This window comes from Pseudomonas sp. FYR_5, assembly GCF_043106315.1.
Classification (GTDB): Bacteria; Pseudomonadota; Gammaproteobacteria; order Pseudomonadales; family Pseudomonadaceae; genus Aquipseudomonas; species Aquipseudomonas putida_Y.
Genome location: NZ_JBICMK010000097.1, coordinates 348,364 through 365,409, shown reverse-complemented (window position 1 = coordinate 365,409; position 17,046 = coordinate 348,364). Strand labels below are relative to the sequence as shown.

General features: G+C 63.8%; 17 protein-coding genes. 9 read left to right on the top strand and 8 right to left on the bottom strand.

Annotated elements, in window-relative coordinates; genetic code table 11:
* Nucleotides 1-120 precede the first annotated feature (120 nt).
* The 4 genes from ACF8RA_RS20430 (at nt 121) to ACF8RA_RS20415 (ending at nt 2,925) form a co-directional block, all read left to right on the top strand.
* Nucleotides 121-663 (top strand): DUF4174 domain-containing protein, encoded by a 543-nt coding sequence (locus ACF8RA_RS20430; RefSeq protein ID WP_176683887.1) that lies wholly within the window; start codon nt 121-123, stop codon nt 661-663.
* Between the two features lie 174 nt (nt 664-837).
* Complete coding sequence (locus ACF8RA_RS20425; RefSeq protein ID WP_233690510.1) at nt 838-1,329, top strand: EF-hand domain-containing protein; 492 nt, start codon at nt 838-840, stop codon at nt 1,327-1,329.
* A gap of 74 nt (nt 1,330-1,403) precedes the next feature.
* Nucleotides 1,404-2,237 carry a DUF692 domain-containing protein gene (locus tag ACF8RA_RS20420; RefSeq protein ID WP_392519523.1) on the top strand — a complete coding sequence of 278 codons (834 nt, stop codon included), beginning with the start codon at nt 1,404-1,406 and terminating at the stop codon, nt 2,235-2,237.
* Entirely contained in the window at nt 2,230-2,925 is a 696-nt protein-coding gene (locus ACF8RA_RS20415; RefSeq protein WP_176683884.1) for a DUF2063 domain-containing protein, read from the top strand. Before ACF8RA_RS20420 ends, ACF8RA_RS20415 begins: the two co-directional genes overlap by 8 nt.
* 33 nt (nt 2,926-2,958) lie before the next feature.
* Here ACF8RA_RS20415 and ACF8RA_RS20410 read toward each other — a convergent pair whose 3' ends face one another.
* From ACF8RA_RS20410 to ACF8RA_RS20395, 4 genes are all read right to left on the bottom strand, one after another.
* A complete protein-coding gene (locus tag ACF8RA_RS20410; RefSeq protein WP_021782826.1) occupies nt 2,959-3,447 on the bottom strand; it encodes a DoxX family protein in 489 nt (162 codons plus the stop codon).
* A 14-nt stretch (nt 3,448-3,461) separates the two neighbouring features.
* Nucleotides 3,462-4,079, bottom strand: a complete 618-nt coding sequence (locus tag ACF8RA_RS20405; RefSeq protein WP_392519522.1) for a ferric reductase-like transmembrane domain-containing protein — start codon at nt 4,077-4,079, stop codon at nt 3,462-3,464.
* Nucleotides 4,080-4,248: 169 nt separating this feature from the next.
* Nucleotides 4,249-5,535: an ATP-binding protein gene (locus ACF8RA_RS20400; protein WP_209964961.1), complete on the bottom strand. Its 1,287-nt coding sequence runs from the start codon at nt 5,533-5,535 to the stop codon at nt 4,249-4,251.
* Complete coding sequence (locus ACF8RA_RS20395) at nt 5,532-6,272, bottom strand: response regulator (protein ID WP_003250463.1); 741 nt, start codon at nt 6,270-6,272, stop codon at nt 5,532-5,534. Before ACF8RA_RS20395 ends, ACF8RA_RS20400 begins: the two co-directional genes overlap by 4 nt.
* A gap of 219 nt (nt 6,273-6,491) precedes the next feature.
* Here ACF8RA_RS20395 and ACF8RA_RS20390 point away from each other — a divergent pair, with 219 nt between their 5' ends.
* Together ACF8RA_RS20390 and ACF8RA_RS20385 are read left to right on the top strand one after the other, a co-directional pair.
* Nucleotides 6,492-6,767: a DUF2790 domain-containing protein gene (locus ACF8RA_RS20390; protein WP_004573749.1), complete on the top strand. Its 276-nt coding sequence runs from the start codon at nt 6,492-6,494 to the stop codon at nt 6,765-6,767.
* Nucleotides 6,757-7,293 (top strand): thioredoxin family protein, encoded by a 537-nt coding sequence (locus ACF8RA_RS20385; protein ID WP_392461800.1) that lies wholly within the window; start codon nt 6,757-6,759, stop codon nt 7,291-7,293. The genes ACF8RA_RS20390 and ACF8RA_RS20385 overlap by 11 nt, the downstream gene beginning before the upstream one ends.
* Nucleotides 7,294-7,409: 116 nt before the next feature.
* Here the strand turns inward: ACF8RA_RS20385 and ACF8RA_RS20380 are convergent, their stop codons facing one another.
* Both ACF8RA_RS20380 and aroQ read right to left on the bottom strand, forming a co-directional pair.
* Nucleotides 7,410-8,258: a shikimate dehydrogenase gene (locus ACF8RA_RS20380; protein ID WP_392519521.1), complete on the bottom strand. Its 849-nt coding sequence runs from the start codon at nt 8,256-8,258 to the stop codon at nt 7,410-7,412.
* A complete protein-coding gene (gene aroQ / locus ACF8RA_RS20375) occupies nt 8,255-8,704 on the bottom strand; it encodes a type II 3-dehydroquinate dehydratase (protein WP_003250469.1) in 450 nt (149 codons plus the stop codon). The genes ACF8RA_RS20380 and aroQ overlap by 4 nt, the downstream gene beginning before the upstream one ends.
* A 263-nt stretch (nt 8,705-8,967) precedes the next feature.
* Here aroQ and ACF8RA_RS20370 point away from each other — a divergent pair, with 263 nt between their 5' ends.
* Genes ACF8RA_RS20370 through ACF8RA_RS20360 form a run of 3 tightly spaced genes read left to right on the top strand, consistent with a single transcriptional unit; the run spans nt 8,968 to nt 14,591 of the window.
* A complete protein-coding gene (locus ACF8RA_RS20370; protein ID WP_176683879.1) occupies nt 8,968-10,221 on the top strand; it encodes a TolC family protein in 1,254 nt (417 codons plus the stop codon).
* The gene (locus tag ACF8RA_RS20365) at nt 10,214-11,428 is read left to right on the top strand and encodes an efflux RND transporter periplasmic adaptor subunit (RefSeq protein ID WP_176683878.1); all 1,215 of its coding nucleotides are present in this window, start codon (nt 10,214-10,216) and stop codon (nt 11,426-11,428) included. The genes ACF8RA_RS20370 and ACF8RA_RS20365 overlap by 8 nt, the downstream gene beginning before the upstream one ends.
* Before the next feature lie 16 nt (nt 11,429-11,444).
* The gene (locus tag ACF8RA_RS20360; RefSeq protein ID WP_392461806.1) at nt 11,445-14,591 is read left to right on the top strand and encodes an efflux RND transporter permease subunit; all 3,147 of its coding nucleotides are present in this window, start codon (nt 11,445-11,447) and stop codon (nt 14,589-14,591) included.
* 32 nt (nt 14,592-14,623) lie between these two features.
* Here the strand turns inward: ACF8RA_RS20360 and ACF8RA_RS20355 are convergent, their stop codons facing one another.
* Nucleotides 14,624-15,961 (bottom strand): MFS transporter, encoded by a 1,338-nt coding sequence (locus ACF8RA_RS20355; RefSeq protein WP_176683876.1) that lies wholly within the window; start codon nt 15,959-15,961, stop codon nt 14,624-14,626.
* 179 nt (nt 15,962-16,140) lie between these two features.
* Nucleotides 16,141-16,917: a ParA family protein gene (locus ACF8RA_RS20350; protein ID WP_392461808.1), complete on the bottom strand. Its 777-nt coding sequence runs from the start codon at nt 16,915-16,917 to the stop codon at nt 16,141-16,143.
* Nucleotides 16,918-17,046 lie beyond the last annotated feature (129 nt).

The window sequence follows — 17,046 nt, the reverse complement described above, 5'->3', positions numbered from 1 at the left end:
CTCGGAAATCGACAGTTACTTTTGCACACCCCGTTCTGGAATGAAGTGGTTTAGGCTCCCTGTCGGATTTTTCTCCGTGATCTGTAGTCATTGGTATATCGAGACAATAAGGAGATACGCATGCTTGTCCGGTCACTGACCCTCGCAACCTTGCTTGCTGTTGCCGGCCCCCTGTTTGCCGCAGACAGTGATGCGCCTCTAGCCAAGGAACTGGGCAAGACCAGACCATTGGTGGTTATCGCTCCCAGCAGTGCCGACCCGACGTTGCGAGGGCTGAACAAGGCGCTCGAGGACCCGGCCACCCAGGCTGCGTTCAAGGAGCGCAACCTTGTCCTGTACAGCGTCGCCAACATGATGGGCAAGCGAGAGGACAAGAACCTTGAGCAGCAGACCACAATGGCCCTGATTCGGGAACTGAAGTTGGGCGCGAGCAAGGGGACCAAGGTGATTCTGGTGGGCAAGGACGGTGAGCGGCACATGCTCAAGGACGACGACAGCGGCGAGGTCATCGACCCGCAGGTGATCTTCAAGGCGGTCGATGAACTGCCTGCCAGTGAAAAGGCACTGGCGGCGCCCGAGCCCGTAGCGGCGACCCCGCAAGGCAAGGCCAAGGACAGCAAGCCGGCCAAGCCCGCAGCCCCGCCCAAACCGCTGGAAGACTGATCACACCTCATGGCCCCAAGGCACCTTGGGGCCAGTTGCCGGGTGTCGTGTATCGCACTGTATCTGCCTGTGCAGCAGACCTACTGCCATACAAAAGCACGCCTGACACGATACATCCCCGACAAACCGCAACGGCCTAATGGCTCCACTATCCAACCCCAGTGGAGCTGCATCATGACTCAAGCAAAAAACACCCTCGGCCTGCTCGGCGCCGCCCTGATCGGCAGCATGGCATTGAGCAGCAGTGCGTTCGCCGTCGAGCCGCTGGCCCAAGGTTACCAGCTGGCTTCGGCCAAAGTGGCCGGCGAGGGCAAGTGCGGTGAAGGCAAGTGCGGCGGCAGCGGCAAGGCTTCCCAAAGCGAAGGCAAGTGCGGTGAGGGTAAATGCGGCGCCGGCGCCAAGGCCGGGGCTGAGGGCAAGTGTGGTGAAGGCAAGTGTGGCGACGCCTCGTTCGCCAAAACCGACAGCAATCACGATGGCAAGGTCTCGCGCGATGAGTTTCTGGCGGTGGCCAAGGACCGTGCCCGTGATTTCGACACGATCGACCGCAACCATGACGGTTTCATCTCCGAGCAGGAAGCGGCGGACCACCTCAAGGCGATTTATCAGGCCAATGGCAAGGCCATGCCTGATGGCTTGTTCAGCCACCTGACCGGCAAGCCCTGACTTTCTACCCCATGAAACGCCACAACGCTCCTCCTGCTGGCCAGGTGGGGCGTTGTGCCTGTTGGAGAGCTTTTATGTTTCCTGCAATGTTGAACATCGGGCTAGGCCTGCGTCGCGGCCTGTTGCCGGAACTGCTGGCCATGGAGGCGGGTGCAGTGGACTTTCTCGAGTGTGCGCCGGAAAACTGGATTGCCGTGGGCGGCGCCTACGGCAAGGGCCTGGCCCAGCTGGCGGAGCGCTTTCCTGTCACCTGTCATGGGTTGTCTTTATCGCTGGGTGGCAGCGCGCCGCTGGACCGCCATTTTCTCGAGCAGACCCGGCAGTTTCTTGACCGGTATCAGGTGCGACTGTACAGCGAGCACCTGAGCTACTGCAGTGATGACGGGCACCTGTACGACCTGATGCCCATCCCGTTCACCGATGAAGCCGTACGCCATGTGGCTGCGCGCATACGCCAGGCTCAGGAGCAGCTGGAGCGGCGCATTGCCGTGGAGAACATCAGCTACTATGCCGCGCCGTATCAGGCGATGAGCGAACTCGACTTCATCCGGGCGGTGCTTGATGAAGCCGATTGTGACCTGCTGCTGGACGTCAACAACGTCTATGTCAACGCCTGCAACCATGGTTACGACGCCCGGCAATTCCTTGCAGGCCTGCCCCAGGCGCGCGTGGCCGGGATGCACGTTGCCGGGCATTACGATGAAGCGCCGGACCTCAAAGTGGATACCCACGGGGCCGCCGTGAAGGAAGATGTCTGGACGCTGTACGCCACCGCTTGTGCGCGCTTCGGCGTACGGCCGACGGTGCTGGAGCGTGATTTCAACTACCCGCCCTTGGCCGAACTGTTGGCCGAGACGGCGCGTATGCGTGCTGTGCAATGCGCTGCCGGAGGGCAAGCAGATGAATGAGACCTTGCGTGCGCAGCAGTATGCCTTGGCCCGTCACCTGCGCGACCCGCAGCGCCATGCCCCGCCGCCCGGCGTCGAGGCCCGCCGCCTGAGGGTTTACCGCGAGTTGTTCTATGGCGCCATCGAAGGCTTGCTGGCTGGCAGCTTCCCGGTCATGCGCCAGGCGTTGGGCGAGCAGCGCTGGCATGCGCGAGTAGGTGATTTCTACGCCAGTTACCGTTGCCAGACGCCATTGTTTACCGAAATTGCCGAAACCTTCGTCGACTACTTGCAAGGTGTGGCGCTGGACACCCCTTGGCAGTTGGAGCTGGCGCATTATGAGTGGGTCGAGGCGCAGCTGTACCTGAGCGACGCCGAGGACCCGGCGCATGACCCTGATGGTGACCTGCTGGATGGGCAGCCGTTGTTGTCTTGTGTGGCGCGCGTGTTGGCCTATCGTTGGCCGGTGGACAGCATTGGCGTGGACTACCAGCCAACGGCTACCCCGGCGTCGCCAACCTTGCTGCTGGTTTATCGCGATGCCCGGTTGCAGGTGCGCTTTGCCCGGTTGGCCCCTATGGCGTACCGGTTGCTGGTGGAGCAGGGGACTGGAAGAGAGCGGCTGCAGGCATTGGGCGGGGATGTGCAGCAAGGGTTGGCATTGTTGCAGGCATTGCGCGAGCAGGGTGTCATTGTCGGAACCGTTTGAAGGCATTGGGGGCTGCGCAGCAGCCCCCGGTCCTCATCTGCCGAACCGCGTGCCAAGCCAATGATCGAGGCTAAGGCGCCCGGCGCCCTTGAGTAGCAGTGGCAGCAACGCTATCAGGTAGATCAGCGGCAACTTGTAATTGCCGAAGCCCTGGTCGGTAATGGCATAGCCTTGGGCCAGCTCCGCCAGGCCCGACCAGTGCGCCGGCCAGTGCACTGCCGCTATCGCTACAACGGTCACCACCATCAAACCCAATGATGCCAGCCGGGTACCCAAGCCCAGCAACAGCAGCAACGGCAGTACCAACTCGGCCCACATCGACAGCTGCCAGTTCAGCTCTGCGGGCAGCAGGTTGAAGGGGAACGGGAAGCTGGACTGCAGGTCGGCGAACCAGTTGCTGCCGTTGAATTTCTCCAGGCCGGATTCGAAAAATTCCCAGGCCAGAAATACCCGTAATGGCAAGTCGGCGCTCCAGCTGCCGATGCGATCGACGGTGGTCAGGGTACGGGTCAAGGTCGTCATGTGCGGTGCTCTCTTCAGGCAAGGGCGCGGGTGCTGCGGCGTTGTTTACGGGCCACTTTGGCGGTGAGCTTGACGGCGATGGCGCTGAACATCAGGGCGAACGCCAGCGGGTACCAGCCCCCCATGGGGATGCGTTTGTAGAACGACAGGCAGAACACCCCAGCCAGTATCCACATGCCGCTGCTGTGCAGCGCTTGCCAGGCACGACCGCCCAACAGCCGCATGGGGGCCTTGAACGAGGTGGCGGTGAGCAGCAGCAAGAACAGGTAGCCGACCGTGCCGGGCAGGCTGGACGTGAGCGTGCGGCCGGCCCAGAACAGTTCGGGGAATTGCTGGGCGTAGCGATAAATCAACACACCATGCACGGTGTGGGAGAACGCGAATGCCAACCCCAGGTAGCGTCGCTCCTGAAGGATGCGGCGGCTTGAGGTGCCAGGCAGCAAGGTCACCAGCGACGAGGCCAGGAACGCCAGCAAGAACAGTGCGAACGAGCTGCGTGCGGTGGCACGAATGGCACTGCGCAAGCCGTCCGGGTCAGGTTGGCTGGCCAGGACCACGGCGCTCATCGCCAGGGTCAGGCCGGCAAGGGCGGCGAACAGCTTCCAGCCGGAGGGCAAGGTGAAGGCTTTCATGAGGGTCTCCCGGGGTGTGGTTGTGTGACCGGGAGTGTCTCGAGGCGGGGTATCTGCAGTGTGTCAGGGGGATGCAGTTGTGTATCTGTTTGTAGAGGCGACCTCGCTTTTTACAGGAGCGGCCCGATCGAGATCCAAGGCCGTTCCTGCCAACGATCGCAGATGCACTTCAGGTGAGTTCGATCTGCGCGCACAATCCGCCCTGTTCGCGGTTGCTCAATGTCAGCCGCCCCCCCATGGCCTGGATCAGCTGGTGGGCAATGGCCAGTCCCAGGCCGGTGCCACCCGTGCTGCGATTGCGTGAGCCTTCCACCCGGTAGAACGGCTTGAGCACTTCATCCAGCTCGTCACCGGGTATCCCTGGCCCGTTGTCGAGCACGCGGATGATGGTGGTACTGCCCTCGCGGGACACTTGCAGCTCGGCAGCACCTGCAAACTTCAGGGCGTTGTCGACCAGGTTCACCAGTACCCGACGCAGCGCATGCGGGCGGGTTTCCAGCAGGGTACCGCTGTTGCCGTGGCGTTCGACCTGGGCGCCGCTGTCCTGGTAGTCGAATACCAGGCTGTCGAGAAAGGCATCAAGGTTGACCCGGCATGTCGCTTCGGTGCTGCTGTCCATGCTGCGGGCATAAGCCACGCCTTCGCGCACCAAGTGTTCCATTTCATCCAGGTCGTTCCAGAACTTGTCCCTTTCGACCCCCTCATCCATCACTTCGACCCGCAACTTCATGCGAGTGATCGGTGTTTGCAGGTCGTGGGAAATGGCCGCCAGCAACTGCATGCGTTCCTTGAGGTGGGCAGCAATGCGTGCCTGCAGGGCGTTGAAGGCCACGGCAGCGTAGCGCACTTCGCGCGGGCCGCTTTCATCCAGTTGCACGCCGGGCTGGTCCGGGTCGAGGTTGTCCACTGCCTGGGCCAGACGGGTTAGCGGGCCGATGGCCAGGCGTACGGCCAGCCAAGTGCACAGCAACAGCACAGCGAGCTGAATCAGCAGCACCACGGGCAACCAACGGGCTACCGGGACTGGTGTTGGCGTTACGTCGATGGTCAGGGGCGCGCCGTCGGCCAGGTTCAGGTGTGCCTGGAAATGCGCATTGGGCCCAGGGATTTCCAGAAAGGTCAGGCGGTAGTCGCTGCCAATGGCCTTGACGATCGACGCGGCGGCCATCGGTGGGTCACTGCTCGGCATCGCTTCGCCGGCCAGGCCTTGGTCGAGGCGATAGCGATAGGTGCGCCGTTCCAGGCGCGGCAGCCAGGCGGCACGCTCGGCTGCGGGCAGGCGGTCAAGGATGGCAACCGAGGTCGCCACGTCCTGCTCGAGGTTGCTGAGCATCATCGAGCGGCTGCTGATATAGCGCTCATAGGCCTGCAGGCCAAACGACAGACCATAGGCCAACACCAGGCCGGTGAAGAAGATCAGTGCCAGGCGCGAGGCCAGGGTGCGTGGCCATTTCATGAGGGGGACTCGAGCAGTTGCACCGGCAGCGAGAACACGTAGCCCTCGCTGCGCACGGTCTTGATGCAGCTAGGCTCGCGGGCATCGTCACCCAGGCGCTGGCGCAGGCGGCTGACCAGCAAGTCGATGGAGCGGTCGAAGATGTCGGCTTCGCGGCCCTGGGTCAGGTTAAGCAACTGTTCGCGGCTGAGCACCCGCTGCGGGTGGTCGAGGAACACCCGCAGCAGGCGGTATTCGGCGCCGCTCAGGGCCACCAGGGTGCCTTCGCTGTCGAGCAGGTGGCGCGCGGTGGTGTCCAGGCGCCATTGACCGAAACCCAGCAGGCGGCTGCTTTCACTGATGGTCAGGTTGGGTGGCAGCATGCGTGTGCGGCGCAGCACAGCGTTGATGCGGGCGAGCAGTTCGCGGGCCGAGAACGGTTTGGTCAGGTAATCGTCGGCGCCCATTTCCAGGCCGATGATGCGGTCGGTTTCGTCATTGCGGGCGGTCAGCATCAACACCGGCGTGTTGCGGTGCTTGCCGGCGCGCAACTCGCGGCACAACAGCAGACCGTCGTCGCCGGGCATCATGATGTCGAGCACGATCAGGTCGACGCTGTTGGCTTCGAGAAAGGCGCGCATCTGCCGGCCGTCGGCAACGATGCTGGTGCGCAGGCCGTTCTTCTTCAGGTAATTGCCGACCAGTTCGCGGATCTCGCGGTCGTCGTCGACGATCAGGATGTGATCGACGTGTTCCATGCGCTGGGTTCCTGTGCAAAGGGGGTTGGGCGCAGTGTACCGAGCGCGTTCGCCCTTGCCTGCGGGAGTTTGTATTGCAGTGTATCTGGCACGGGCAGGGATACAGCAGGAAGCACATCACAACGTTGGGCGACACATGCGGGATACCTGGCAGGCGTGAAATGGCTCTCGACCGGGGAGCAACACTCCCCACCCCCAAGAGTTACCAGGAGAGATGCCATGAACGTCAAGACTATCGCCAGCGCCAGCCTGTTCGCCGTGCTCAGCTTCGGCGCTATCGCTGCCCAGGCCGCCACTGCCCCGATGCAGGATGGCGGGGTCATGCAGTACCGCTACGGTGAGCCTCTGGATGTGAAGAAAGTGCTGTCGGTGCAGGATGATCAGAGCAACGCCTGCGGCCTGGTGAATACCCGAATGGACTACCTTGACTCCCATGGCCAGCGGCAGAGCGTGCAGTACCGCACCTACGCCACGGGCGGTTGCCATGACAACTGATCGCCGCCGGACGCTCAAGGCTGGCGGTTTTGCGCTGGCGCTGATGGGGCTTGGATTGGCTGGGCACCTGAAGGCCCGCGACAGCTACGGCGCCATGCCGTCGCTGTCCGGCGCCAGCCAGTGGTTGAATTCGGCGCCTCTGGATGCTCCGGGGCTCAAGGGCAAGGTGGTGCTGGTGGACTTCTGGACCTGGGACTGCATCAACTGCCGGCGCAGCCTGCCGCATGTGAATGAGTGGGCGCGGCGCTATGCCGATCAAGGGCTGGTAGTGGTGGGGGTGCATACGCCCGAGTACGACTACGAGCATGATGTGGGCACTTTGCGGGACAAGGTTGCCCGGTTGGGTATCGGGTATCCGGTGGCGGTAGATAACGACTACAAGGTGTGGAATGCCTGGGGCAACCAGTTCTGGCCGGCGCATTACTTTGTCGACCGCAAGGGGCAGGTGCGCCATGTGCACTTTGGCGAGGGGGATTATGGCGGGCAGGAACAGGTGATACAGGCTTTGCTGGATGAAAAAGAGTGATTCTCCTGTACCGGCCTCTTCGCGGGCATGCCCGCACCCACAGGGAGTGCAATCAGTAACGTTTGCGCAGTACCTGTGGGAGCGGGCGTGCCCGCGAAGAAGCCAACACTTTTCTATCAGGTGAAACTGGCAAAGTGCGCCTGCATCCGCGCCGCATCCGCCTGCCGCCCGCTGAACAGCTCGAATGCCTTCACCGCCTGGAACACCGCCATGTTGCTGCCATCCAGCGTGCGGCAGCCCAGTGCCCGGGCTGCGCGCAGCAGTTCGGTCTCCAGCGGGAAGTAGATAATCTCGGCCACCCACAGGCGGGGATGCAGCAACTCCACCGGCAGTGGCGTGCCCGGTAGCTTGGCCATGCCCACTGGCGTGGTGTTGACCAGCCCGTCCGCCTCGGCCAGGGCTGTGGCCAAGTCGGTGCCAAGCAAGGCGCGCCCTGCGCCAAAATGGCCGTTCAGGTTATCCACCAGCGCCTGCGCACGGGCTGCGTCCACTTCGAACAGCACCAGCCGCTCTACCCCTTCACCCAGCAGGGCATGGGCCACGGCCGAGCCAGCGCCACCGGCACCCATCTGCACGACCTGGCGCCGTGCCACACCGGGCAGGCCGCGGCGCAAGCCTTCGGCAAAGCCCAGGCAGTCGGTGTTGTGGCCGACGCGCTTGCCGTCCTTGAGCACCACGGTGTTTACCGCGCCGATACCACGGGCCTCGTCGGACAGTTCGTCGAGCAACGGCAGGATAGCCTGCTTGAACGGGTAGGTAATGTTCAGCCCGGTGAAACCGGTATGTTGCGCGGCTTCGAGCAGGCCGGGCAGGGCGCTGTCATCCAGTTGCAGCTGGTCGGCGTCGATCAGCCGGTACAGATAGCGCAGGGCCTGGGCGTCGCCTTCGTGTTCGTGCAGGGCCGGCGTACGTGACAGTTGGATGCCGCGGCCGATCAGGCCGGCGAGGATGGCTTGCTGGCTCATGCCGCACGCTCCTGCAACAACTCGGCGAAGTGGCTCAGCGCCATGCGGTAGCCGTGGCTGCCCAGCCCGCAGATGACACCGACGGCGATGGACGATACGAACGACAAGTGACGGAACGGCTCGCGTTTGTGCACATTGGACAGGTGCACCTCGATCACCGGCAGTTCGCTGGCCACCAGTGCATCGCGGATGGCCACCGAGGTGTGCGTCCAGGCGCCGGGGTTGATCACGATGCCGGCGCAGCGGCCACGGGCAGCGTGGATCCAGTCGATCAGTTCGCCTTCGTGGTTGGTTTGGCGAAACTCGATTTCCAGGCCGTGGGCGTGGGCAGTGTCGGCACATCCCTGAGCCAGGTCAGCGAGGGTTTCGTGGCCGTACTGGGCAGGCTCGCGGGTGCCCAGCATGTTCAGGTTGGGGCCGTTGAGCACGAGAATAAGGGGCTTCATGACGGGCATCGCTTTGTTGTTGTTGAATGTCCGTAGTTTTGTACTGACTGGTTAGTTTCGTCAATTGGACAAGATCGTCGCACCGGGAAAGTGGGCGATTATCGAACTTCTTGGGCGTTCACCGTCCTGTGCCCAGCAGCACAAGGCTGCGCCTGCAAAGCAACGCAGCGCGTCATTACAAAATTGTAATCTTGCCGCCACCGCCCCGATAACCGGCCCTTTCTACAGTCCCTCGCCAATGCTTCGCCGAGAGGACCTGTGTCGTGCCCATCCCCCGCAAGATCGCCTTGCTCTGCCTGTTGCTGGCCAGTGCCACCGGCGCCCAGGCCAGCCAGGCGCTGAGCCTGCCCCAGGCGCTTACCGCCGCTTTCGCCCAGAACCCGGAGCTGGCTGCAGCCGGCCGTGAAATTGGCATTGCCGATGGCGAACGGCGCCAGGCCGGGCTGATCCCCAACCCGGAGCTGGCCTGGGAGGTCGAGGACACCCGTCGCGACACCAGCACCACCACCGTCACCCTCAGCCAGCCGCTGGAACTGGGCGGGAAACGCGGCGCGCGTCTCGCCGTGGCGGGGGCCGGCCAGGCCATTGCCCAGCTCGACCTGGAGCGCCAGCGCAACGCCCTGCGGGCCGATGTGGTGCAGGCTTTCCACGCTGGCGTGCGTGCGCAGACCGCGCTGGAGCTGGCGCAGCAGTCGCAGGTATTGACTGAACGCGGCCTGCGGGTGGTGCAAGGGCGGGTTACGGCAGGCCAGTCATCACCGGTGGAGGCCACCCGTGCCCAGGTGCAACTGGCCCAGGCCCAGACCGAAGTGCGCCGCGCGAAAACCCAGCGCAGCGTGGCCTACCAGGCCTTGGCCCGGCTGATGGGCAGCCCGCTGGCAAGCTTCGACCGGTTACAGGCGGCCAACCTTTCGCCAGGCATCGCGCCGGGTGCCGACACCTTGCTTGAACAGGTCGAACAGACCGTCGAATGGCGCCTGGCCGCTGCCCAGGTCGAGCGCGGCGATGCGTCCCTGGGTTCGGAGAAAGCCCAGCGTATCCCCAACCTCACCGTCAGCCTTGGCAGCCAGTACAGCCGCGAAGACCGGGAGCGGGTGAACGTGGTTGGCCTGTCCATGCCGTTGCCGCTGTTCGACCGCAACCGGGGCAATGTCCTGGCGGCTGCGCGCCGTGCCGACCAGGCGCGCGACCTGCGCAATGCCGTGGAGCTGCGTCTGCGCAGTGAAACCCGTAGCGCCATCAGCCAGTGGGAGACGGCGATGCAGGACGTTGAAGCCTATGACCGCACCATCCTGCCGGCTGCGCAGCAGGCCGTGGACACCGCCACCCGCGGTTTTGAAATGGGCAAGTTCGCGTTCCTCGATGTACTCGACGCCCAGCGCACGCTGATCGAGGCGCGCGGGCTGTACCTCCAGGCGCTGGCCTCGGCGACCGACGCGCGCGCACACGTGGAGCGGATCTACGGCGATCTCGATGGCCTGAGCAACAAACCCGATAGCAGGAGCAACAATGACTAACTCACGCAAGCTAGCCCTTCTGGCCACCGCCATTGCGGCGCTTGGCCTCGCTGGCCTGGCCTGGACCGGCACCCTCGGCCAGGCGTCCAAGGCTCAAGCCCCCCATGACGACCATGGTCAAGACAGCCACGGCCACGCTGCAGAGCAGGCCGCCGAAGGCCATGCAGAGGAGGGGCATGGCGAAGAAGAAGGCCAGTTGCACCTGTCTATCGCCCAGATCGAAACGGCTGGCGTGCAACTGGCTGCCGCTGGCCCCCGTGAGTTGGGCACCGCCATCAGCTTCCCGGGTGAGATCCGCTTTGACGAGGACCGCACCGCACATGTGGTACCCCGCGTGCCGGGTGTGGTCGAAGCGGTGCAAGCCGAGCTGGGCCAGGCGGTCAAGCGCGGCCAGGTACTGGCGGTGATTGCCAGCCAGCAGATCTCCGACCTGCGCAGCGAACAGCAGGCCGCCCAGCGTCGTCTGGAACTGGCGCGATTGACCTTTCAGCGGGAGCAACAGCTGTGGCAGGAGCGAATCAGCGCCGAGCAGGATTACCTGCAGGCGCGCCAGGCCCTGCAGGAGGCCGAGATCGCTCTGGCCAACGCTCGGCAGAAGGTCGCGGCGGTGGGCCCGGCCGGTGCCGGCAACCGCTATGAACTGCGCGCACCCTTCGATGCGGTCGTCGTGGAAAAGCACCTGACCGTGGGGGAGGTGGTCGACGCGACCAGCAACGCGTTCACCCTGTCCGACCTGAGCCGGGTGTGGGCGACCTTCGCCGTGGCCCCTCGTGACCTGGACAAGGTGGTAACCGGCCGCGATGTCACGGTCAGTGCGCCGGACCTGGGCGCCCAGGTCCAGGGCAAGGTCAATTACGTCGGCAGCCTGCTCGGCGAGCAGAACCGCGCCGCCACTGTGCGCGCCACACTGGCCAACCCCAATGGCGCCTGGCGCCCCGGGCTGTTCGTCAATGTGGCGGTCAGCGTCGACCGCTTCGATGCCGCCGTGGCGGTGCCGGAAAGCGCCCTGCAAACCTGGGAGGCGCAGACCGTGGTGTTCGCCCGCACTGCGGAAGGCTTCGAGGCGCGCCCGGTGAAGACTGGTCGTCGCGATGCTGGCCAGGTGGAAATCACCAGCGGCCTGGCCGCCGGTACTCAGGTTGCGGCCGCCGGCAGCTTTGTCCTCAAGTCGGAACTGGGCAAGGGCTCGGCCGAGCACAGCCACTGATCACGGGGACACCTGCATGTTCGAACGCCTGATTCAATTTGCCATCGAGCAGCGCCTGGTGGTGATGCTGGCCGTGGTCCTGATGGCCGCGGTGGGTATCCACAGCTACCAGAAACTGCCGATCGATGCTGTGCCGGACATCACTAACGTCCAGGTGCAGATCAACACCGCCGCCCCCGGCTATTCGCCGCTGGAGACCGAGCAGCGCATCACCTTTGCCATCGAAACCGCCATGGCTGGCCTGCCAGGGCTCAAGCAGACCCGCTCGCTGTCGCGCTCGGGCCTGTCGCAAGTCACGGTCATTTTCGATGATGGCACCGATATCTTCTTCGCCCGCCAACTGGTCAACGAGCGCCTGCAGGTGGCCCGCGAGCAATTGCCTCAGGGCATCGAGGCGGGCATGGGGCCGATCTCCACCGGGTTGGGGGAAATTTTCCTGTGGACGGTGGAAGCCCAGGAGGGGGCGCTCAAGGAAGACGGCACACCGTACACCCCAACCGACCTGCGAGTGATTCAGGACTGGATCATCAAGCCGCAGCTGCGCAATGTGCCGGGTGTGGCCGAGGTCAACAGCATCGGTGGCCATGCCAAACAATACCTGATTGCACCAGAGCCCAAGCGCCTGGCGGCCTACAAGCTCACCCTCAACGACCTGATTGCAGCACTGGAGCGCAATAACGCCAACATTGGCGCTGGCTATATCGAGCGCAATGGCGAACAGTTGCTGATTCGCGCACCCGGCCAGGTGGCCTCGGCCGAAGACATCGCCAACATCGTTATTTCCAGCGTCGACGGCACGCCGATCCGCGTCAGCCATGTCGCCCAGGTTGGCCTGGGCCAAGAGCTGCGCTCGGGGGCTGCGACCGAAAACGGTCGGGAAGTTGTGTTGGGCACGGTGTTCATGCTGATTGGCGAGAACAGCCGTACGGTGTCGCAGGCGGTCGCTGCAAAACTGGTCGAGATCAATCGCAACCTGCCCAAGGGCGTGGTTGCAGTCACGGTATACGACCGCACCCACCTGGTGGAGAAAGCCATCGCCACGGTGAAGAAGAACCTGATCGAAGGTGCAATCCTGGTGATTGCCGTGCTGTTCCTGTTCCTCGGCAACATCCGTGCTGCGCTGATCACGGCCATGGTTATCCCGCTGTCGATGCTGTTCACCTTTACCGGCATGTTCAGCAACAAAGTCAGTGCCAACCTGATGAGCCTGGGCGCGCTGGACTTCGGCATCATCGTCGACGGCGCCGTGGTGATCGTGGAAAACGCCATCCGTCGCCTGGCCCATGCCCAGCAGCGCCACGGTCGCATGCTGACCCGCACCGAACGGTTCCATGAGGTGTTTGCCGCCGCCCGCGAAGCACGCCGGCCGCTGATCTATGGGCAGTTGATCATCATGGTGGTGTACCTGCCGATCTTTGCCTTGACCGGGGTCGAGGGCAAGATGTTCCACCCCATGGCCTTCACCGTGGTCATGGCCCTGTTGGGTGCGATGATCCTCTCGGTCACTTTCGTACCGGCGGCCATTGCCCTGTTCGTCACCGGCAAGGTCAAGGAGGAGGAAGGCATGGTGATGCGTACGGCACGTCAGCGCTATGCCCCAGTGCTGGCCTGGGTGCTGGGCCGGCGCAAACTGGCGTTTGCTGCTGCCGCTGCCCTGGTGCTGCTGTCCGGCGTGATGGCCAGCCGCATGGGCAGCGAGTTCATCCCCAGCCTCAGCGAGGGTGACTTCGCCCTGCAGGCCCTGCGTGTGCCGGGCACCAGCCTGTCGCAGTCGGTGGACATGCAGCAGCGCCTGGAGCAGGCGATCATGGCCCAGGTGCCCGAGGTGGAGCGGGTGTTTGCCCGCACCGGTACTGCCGAGATTGCCTCCGACCCGATGCCGCCGAACATTTCCGATGCCTACGTGATGCTGCGCCCACGCGAACAATGGGTTGACCCTGGCAAGCCACGGGATGAACTGATCGCCCAGGTGCAACGCGCCGCTGCCAGTGTGCCGGGCAGCAACTACGAGCTGTCGCAGCCCATTCAGTTGCGCTTCAACGAGCTGATTTCCGGGGTGCGCAGTGATGTGGCGGTGAAGCTGTTCGGTGACGATATGGAGGTGCTCAACCGCACTGCCGCGCAGATCGCCACCAGCCTGCAAGGGGTGCCAGGCGCGTCCGAGGTGAAGGTGGAGCAGACCACGGGCCTGCCGGTACTGACCATCGACATCGACCGTGACAAGGCCGCCCGTCATGGTCTGAATGTGGGTGATGTACAGGATGCCATCGCCATTGCCGTGGGTGGCCGCACCGCCGGTACGCTGTATGAAGGCGACCGCCGTTTCGACATGGTCGTGCGCCTGTCGGAGACCTTGCGTACCGATGTCGACGGGTTGGCCAGCCTGCTGATTCCCGTACCGGCCAGTGCTGCTGAGGGGGCCGGGCAAATCGGTTTCATCCCGCTGTCGCAGGTAGCCACGTTGAACCTGCAACTGGGCCCGAATCAGGTGAGCCGCGAGGATGGCAAGCGCGTGGTGGTGGTCAGTGCCAATGTGCGTGGACGTGACCTGGGCTCGTTTGTGCAAGAGGCCGAGCAGACCCTGATCGGCCAGGTGCAGGTGCCACCGGGGTACTGGACGCGTTGGGGAGGCCAGTTCGAGCAGTTGCAGTCGGCGGCCGAGCGCTTGCAGGTGGTGGTGCCGGTGGCCTTGCTGCTGGTCATGGCGCTGTTGCTGATGATGTTCAACAACCTCAGGGATGGCCTGTTGGTGTTCACCGGCATCCCCTTTGCCCTGACCGGCGGGGTGCTGGCGCTGTGGGCGCGTGATATTCCGCTGTCCATTTCTGCCGGGGTCGGGTTCATTGCATTGTCGGGAGTGGCAGTGCTGAACGGGCTGGTGATGATTGCCTTTATCCGCGGGCTGCGCGAGGAAGGGCGCACGCTGCGGGCGGCGGTCGAGGAGGGTGCGCTGACCCGATTGCGGCCGGTACTGATGACGGCGCTGGTGGCCTCGCTGGGGTTCATTCCGATGGCCTTGGCCACCGGGACCGGTGCGGAGGTGCAACGGCCACTGGCAACGGTGGTGATTGGCGGGATCTTGTCCTCTACAGCGCTGACGTTGCTGGTGTTGCCGGCGTTGTATCAGTGGGCGTATCGGCGGGAAGAGCAGCAGGAAGGCTGAGCATTCGGGGCTGCAAGGCAGCCCCGGAAATCTCAGACGGTCTTTCGGGTTCCGGCCCGCACACCGTCCATGCTCATGTCCTCATGCAAAGAAATCCGCGAAGTTTCCGGCAACGCCAAACCGCCCACCAACGCCACCAGCGCAATCACCACCAGGTAGAACGCCGGTGCCAGGCTGCTGCCGGTTTGGCCGATGAGCCAGGTTGCCACCAGCGGCGCAGTGCCGCCAAATAGCGTGTAGGCCACGTTGTAGGTAATCGCCGAAGCGGTATAGCGGGTACGGGTAGGGAAGCTTTCCGACAGCAATGCTGCGGTAACCACGCCACTGCACAGTGCCCCCACCGCTAGCAGGATCACCCCCAGCAACGCACCCGACATCGAGCCAGAGCTGGCCAGCCAGTACGCCGGGAACACGCTAAGCATCATCCACAGGCAGGTAAAACCTATGGTCTTGCGCCGCCCCACCCGGTCCGAAAATGCACCGGCCAGCGGGCAGCCCACGGCGGCGAACAGCAGGGCCACGGTGGTCACCAGCAGTGACTGCGCACGGGTCAGGTTGCCGACCAGTTGCAGGTAGGTGGCGAAGTAGGTGGTGAACATGTAGAACGACAACGCGGTCAGCGAAATGAACGCCCCCAGGTTGCGAATGACCCGGCCATGGTGGCGCAGGGTTTCCTTCAGCGGTGAGTGCTCGTGCTCCTTGCCCTGGGCGACGGCTTCGCGGAACGCCGGGGTTTCCTCCATGCGCCAGCGCAGGTACAGGCCGACCAGGCCCAGCGGTGCGGCAATCAGGAACGGAATGCGCCAGCCCCAGGCATTCATCGCCTCGGTCGACAGGCTGGCCTCCAGGCCATAAGCGATCACCGCTGCGCAGGCAAAGGCGGAAAAGGTCGACACAGGTACGAAGCTGCCATAAAAGGCGCGCTTGTCGTCAGGCGCGTGCTCCATCAGGTAGGCGCAGGCCCCGGCATATTCGCCGCCGGCAGAAAACCCCTGCAGGCAGCGGGCCAGGGTCAGCAGCGCCGGGGCTGCCAGGCCGATGCTGGCGTAGGTCGGCAGCAGGCCGATCAACGTGGTGGAGCCGGCCATCAGCAGGATGGTCAGCGACAGGATGCGCTTGCGACCCAGTCGGTCGCCCAAGGCACCGAAGACGATGCCGCCCAAGGGGCGCAGGGCGAAGGCCACGGCGAACACCGCGAAGGTTTTGAGCAAGGCCACGCTGGCGTCTTCGCTGGCAAAGAACTGGCTGGCGATCAGCGTGGCGAGAAAGCCGTACACGGCGAAGTCGAACCATTCGACGAAGTTGCCGATGGCCGAGGCGGCAATCACCCTGCGCAGGGTGGCGGGGGATACCTCATGATGTGCGGACATGCGGGAGCTCTCCGGTTTCCTTTGGCAGCCATGATGAAAGTGGCGCGGTAGGGCCGCGCCATCGTTATTGTGCTTGCCAGTAGATAGCCGGGCGCTGCAAGGCGCTTTGTCGAGGGCGACCTCGGTATACCTGATTCGACCGGTGCAGCAGGTTACAGCCGGAGTGCCCCAAAGGCCTGTCAGGCCGCACGCTCAAGCACATCCAGCAAATCGCCAAATTCCAGGGCCAGTTTATGCCGTGGCGCCAAATGCACCAATGGCACCGAGGCATGGTGCGATTCACGCATCTTGATCGAACTGCTCAGGTACACCGGCAGCACCGGCAGGCCTTCGTTGCGCAGTTGATCGACCAGGGTCTGGTGCAGTGCGGTGCGGCCGGCGAACTGATTGACCACCACACCTTCCACCTGCAGCGCGGGGTTGTGGTCCTGGCGCAGTTCTTCGACCTCGGCCATGACATTGTGCAGGGCCTGGCGCGAGAAACTGTCGCAGTCGAACGGGATCAACAGACGCTCGGCCGCCACCAGCGCGCTGAAGGTGTAGAAGTTCAGTGCGGGCGGGGTGTCGATGTAGATCCGCTCGTAGTCCTCGCCCAGCGCCACCAGCAACTTGCGCAGCTTGTTGATCTTGAACTTGCTCTCCAGCTTGCTTTGCAGGTCGCTGAGGTCAGGGCTGGCGGTGACCAGGTGCAGGTTGCTGTAGCGGGTTTCGGTGATTGCCACGCGGTGCTTCTTGCCGGCGGCAGTAACCGGCGACAAGGTCTGGCGGAAGAAGTCGGCGATGCCGGCAGGAATGGTGTCGTTGGCCAGCCCGGTCAGGTAGAAGGTGGCATTGGCCTGTGGGTCGAGGTCGACCAGCAAGGTCCGGTAGCCCTCGGCGGCACTGGCTGCGGCGAGGTTGCAGGCAATGCTGGATTTGCCGACGCCACCTTTCTGATTGAAAACCACACGACGCATGAGACGCTCATCCATGAAGTGAAAATGTCAGGTCGAGGTCAATCCTATGACTGAAACGCTGCAGTTTTATGACAGGAATTGTTACAAGCCACCGATTCATCGTTGCCTGTATCGGCATTTTCACGGGCA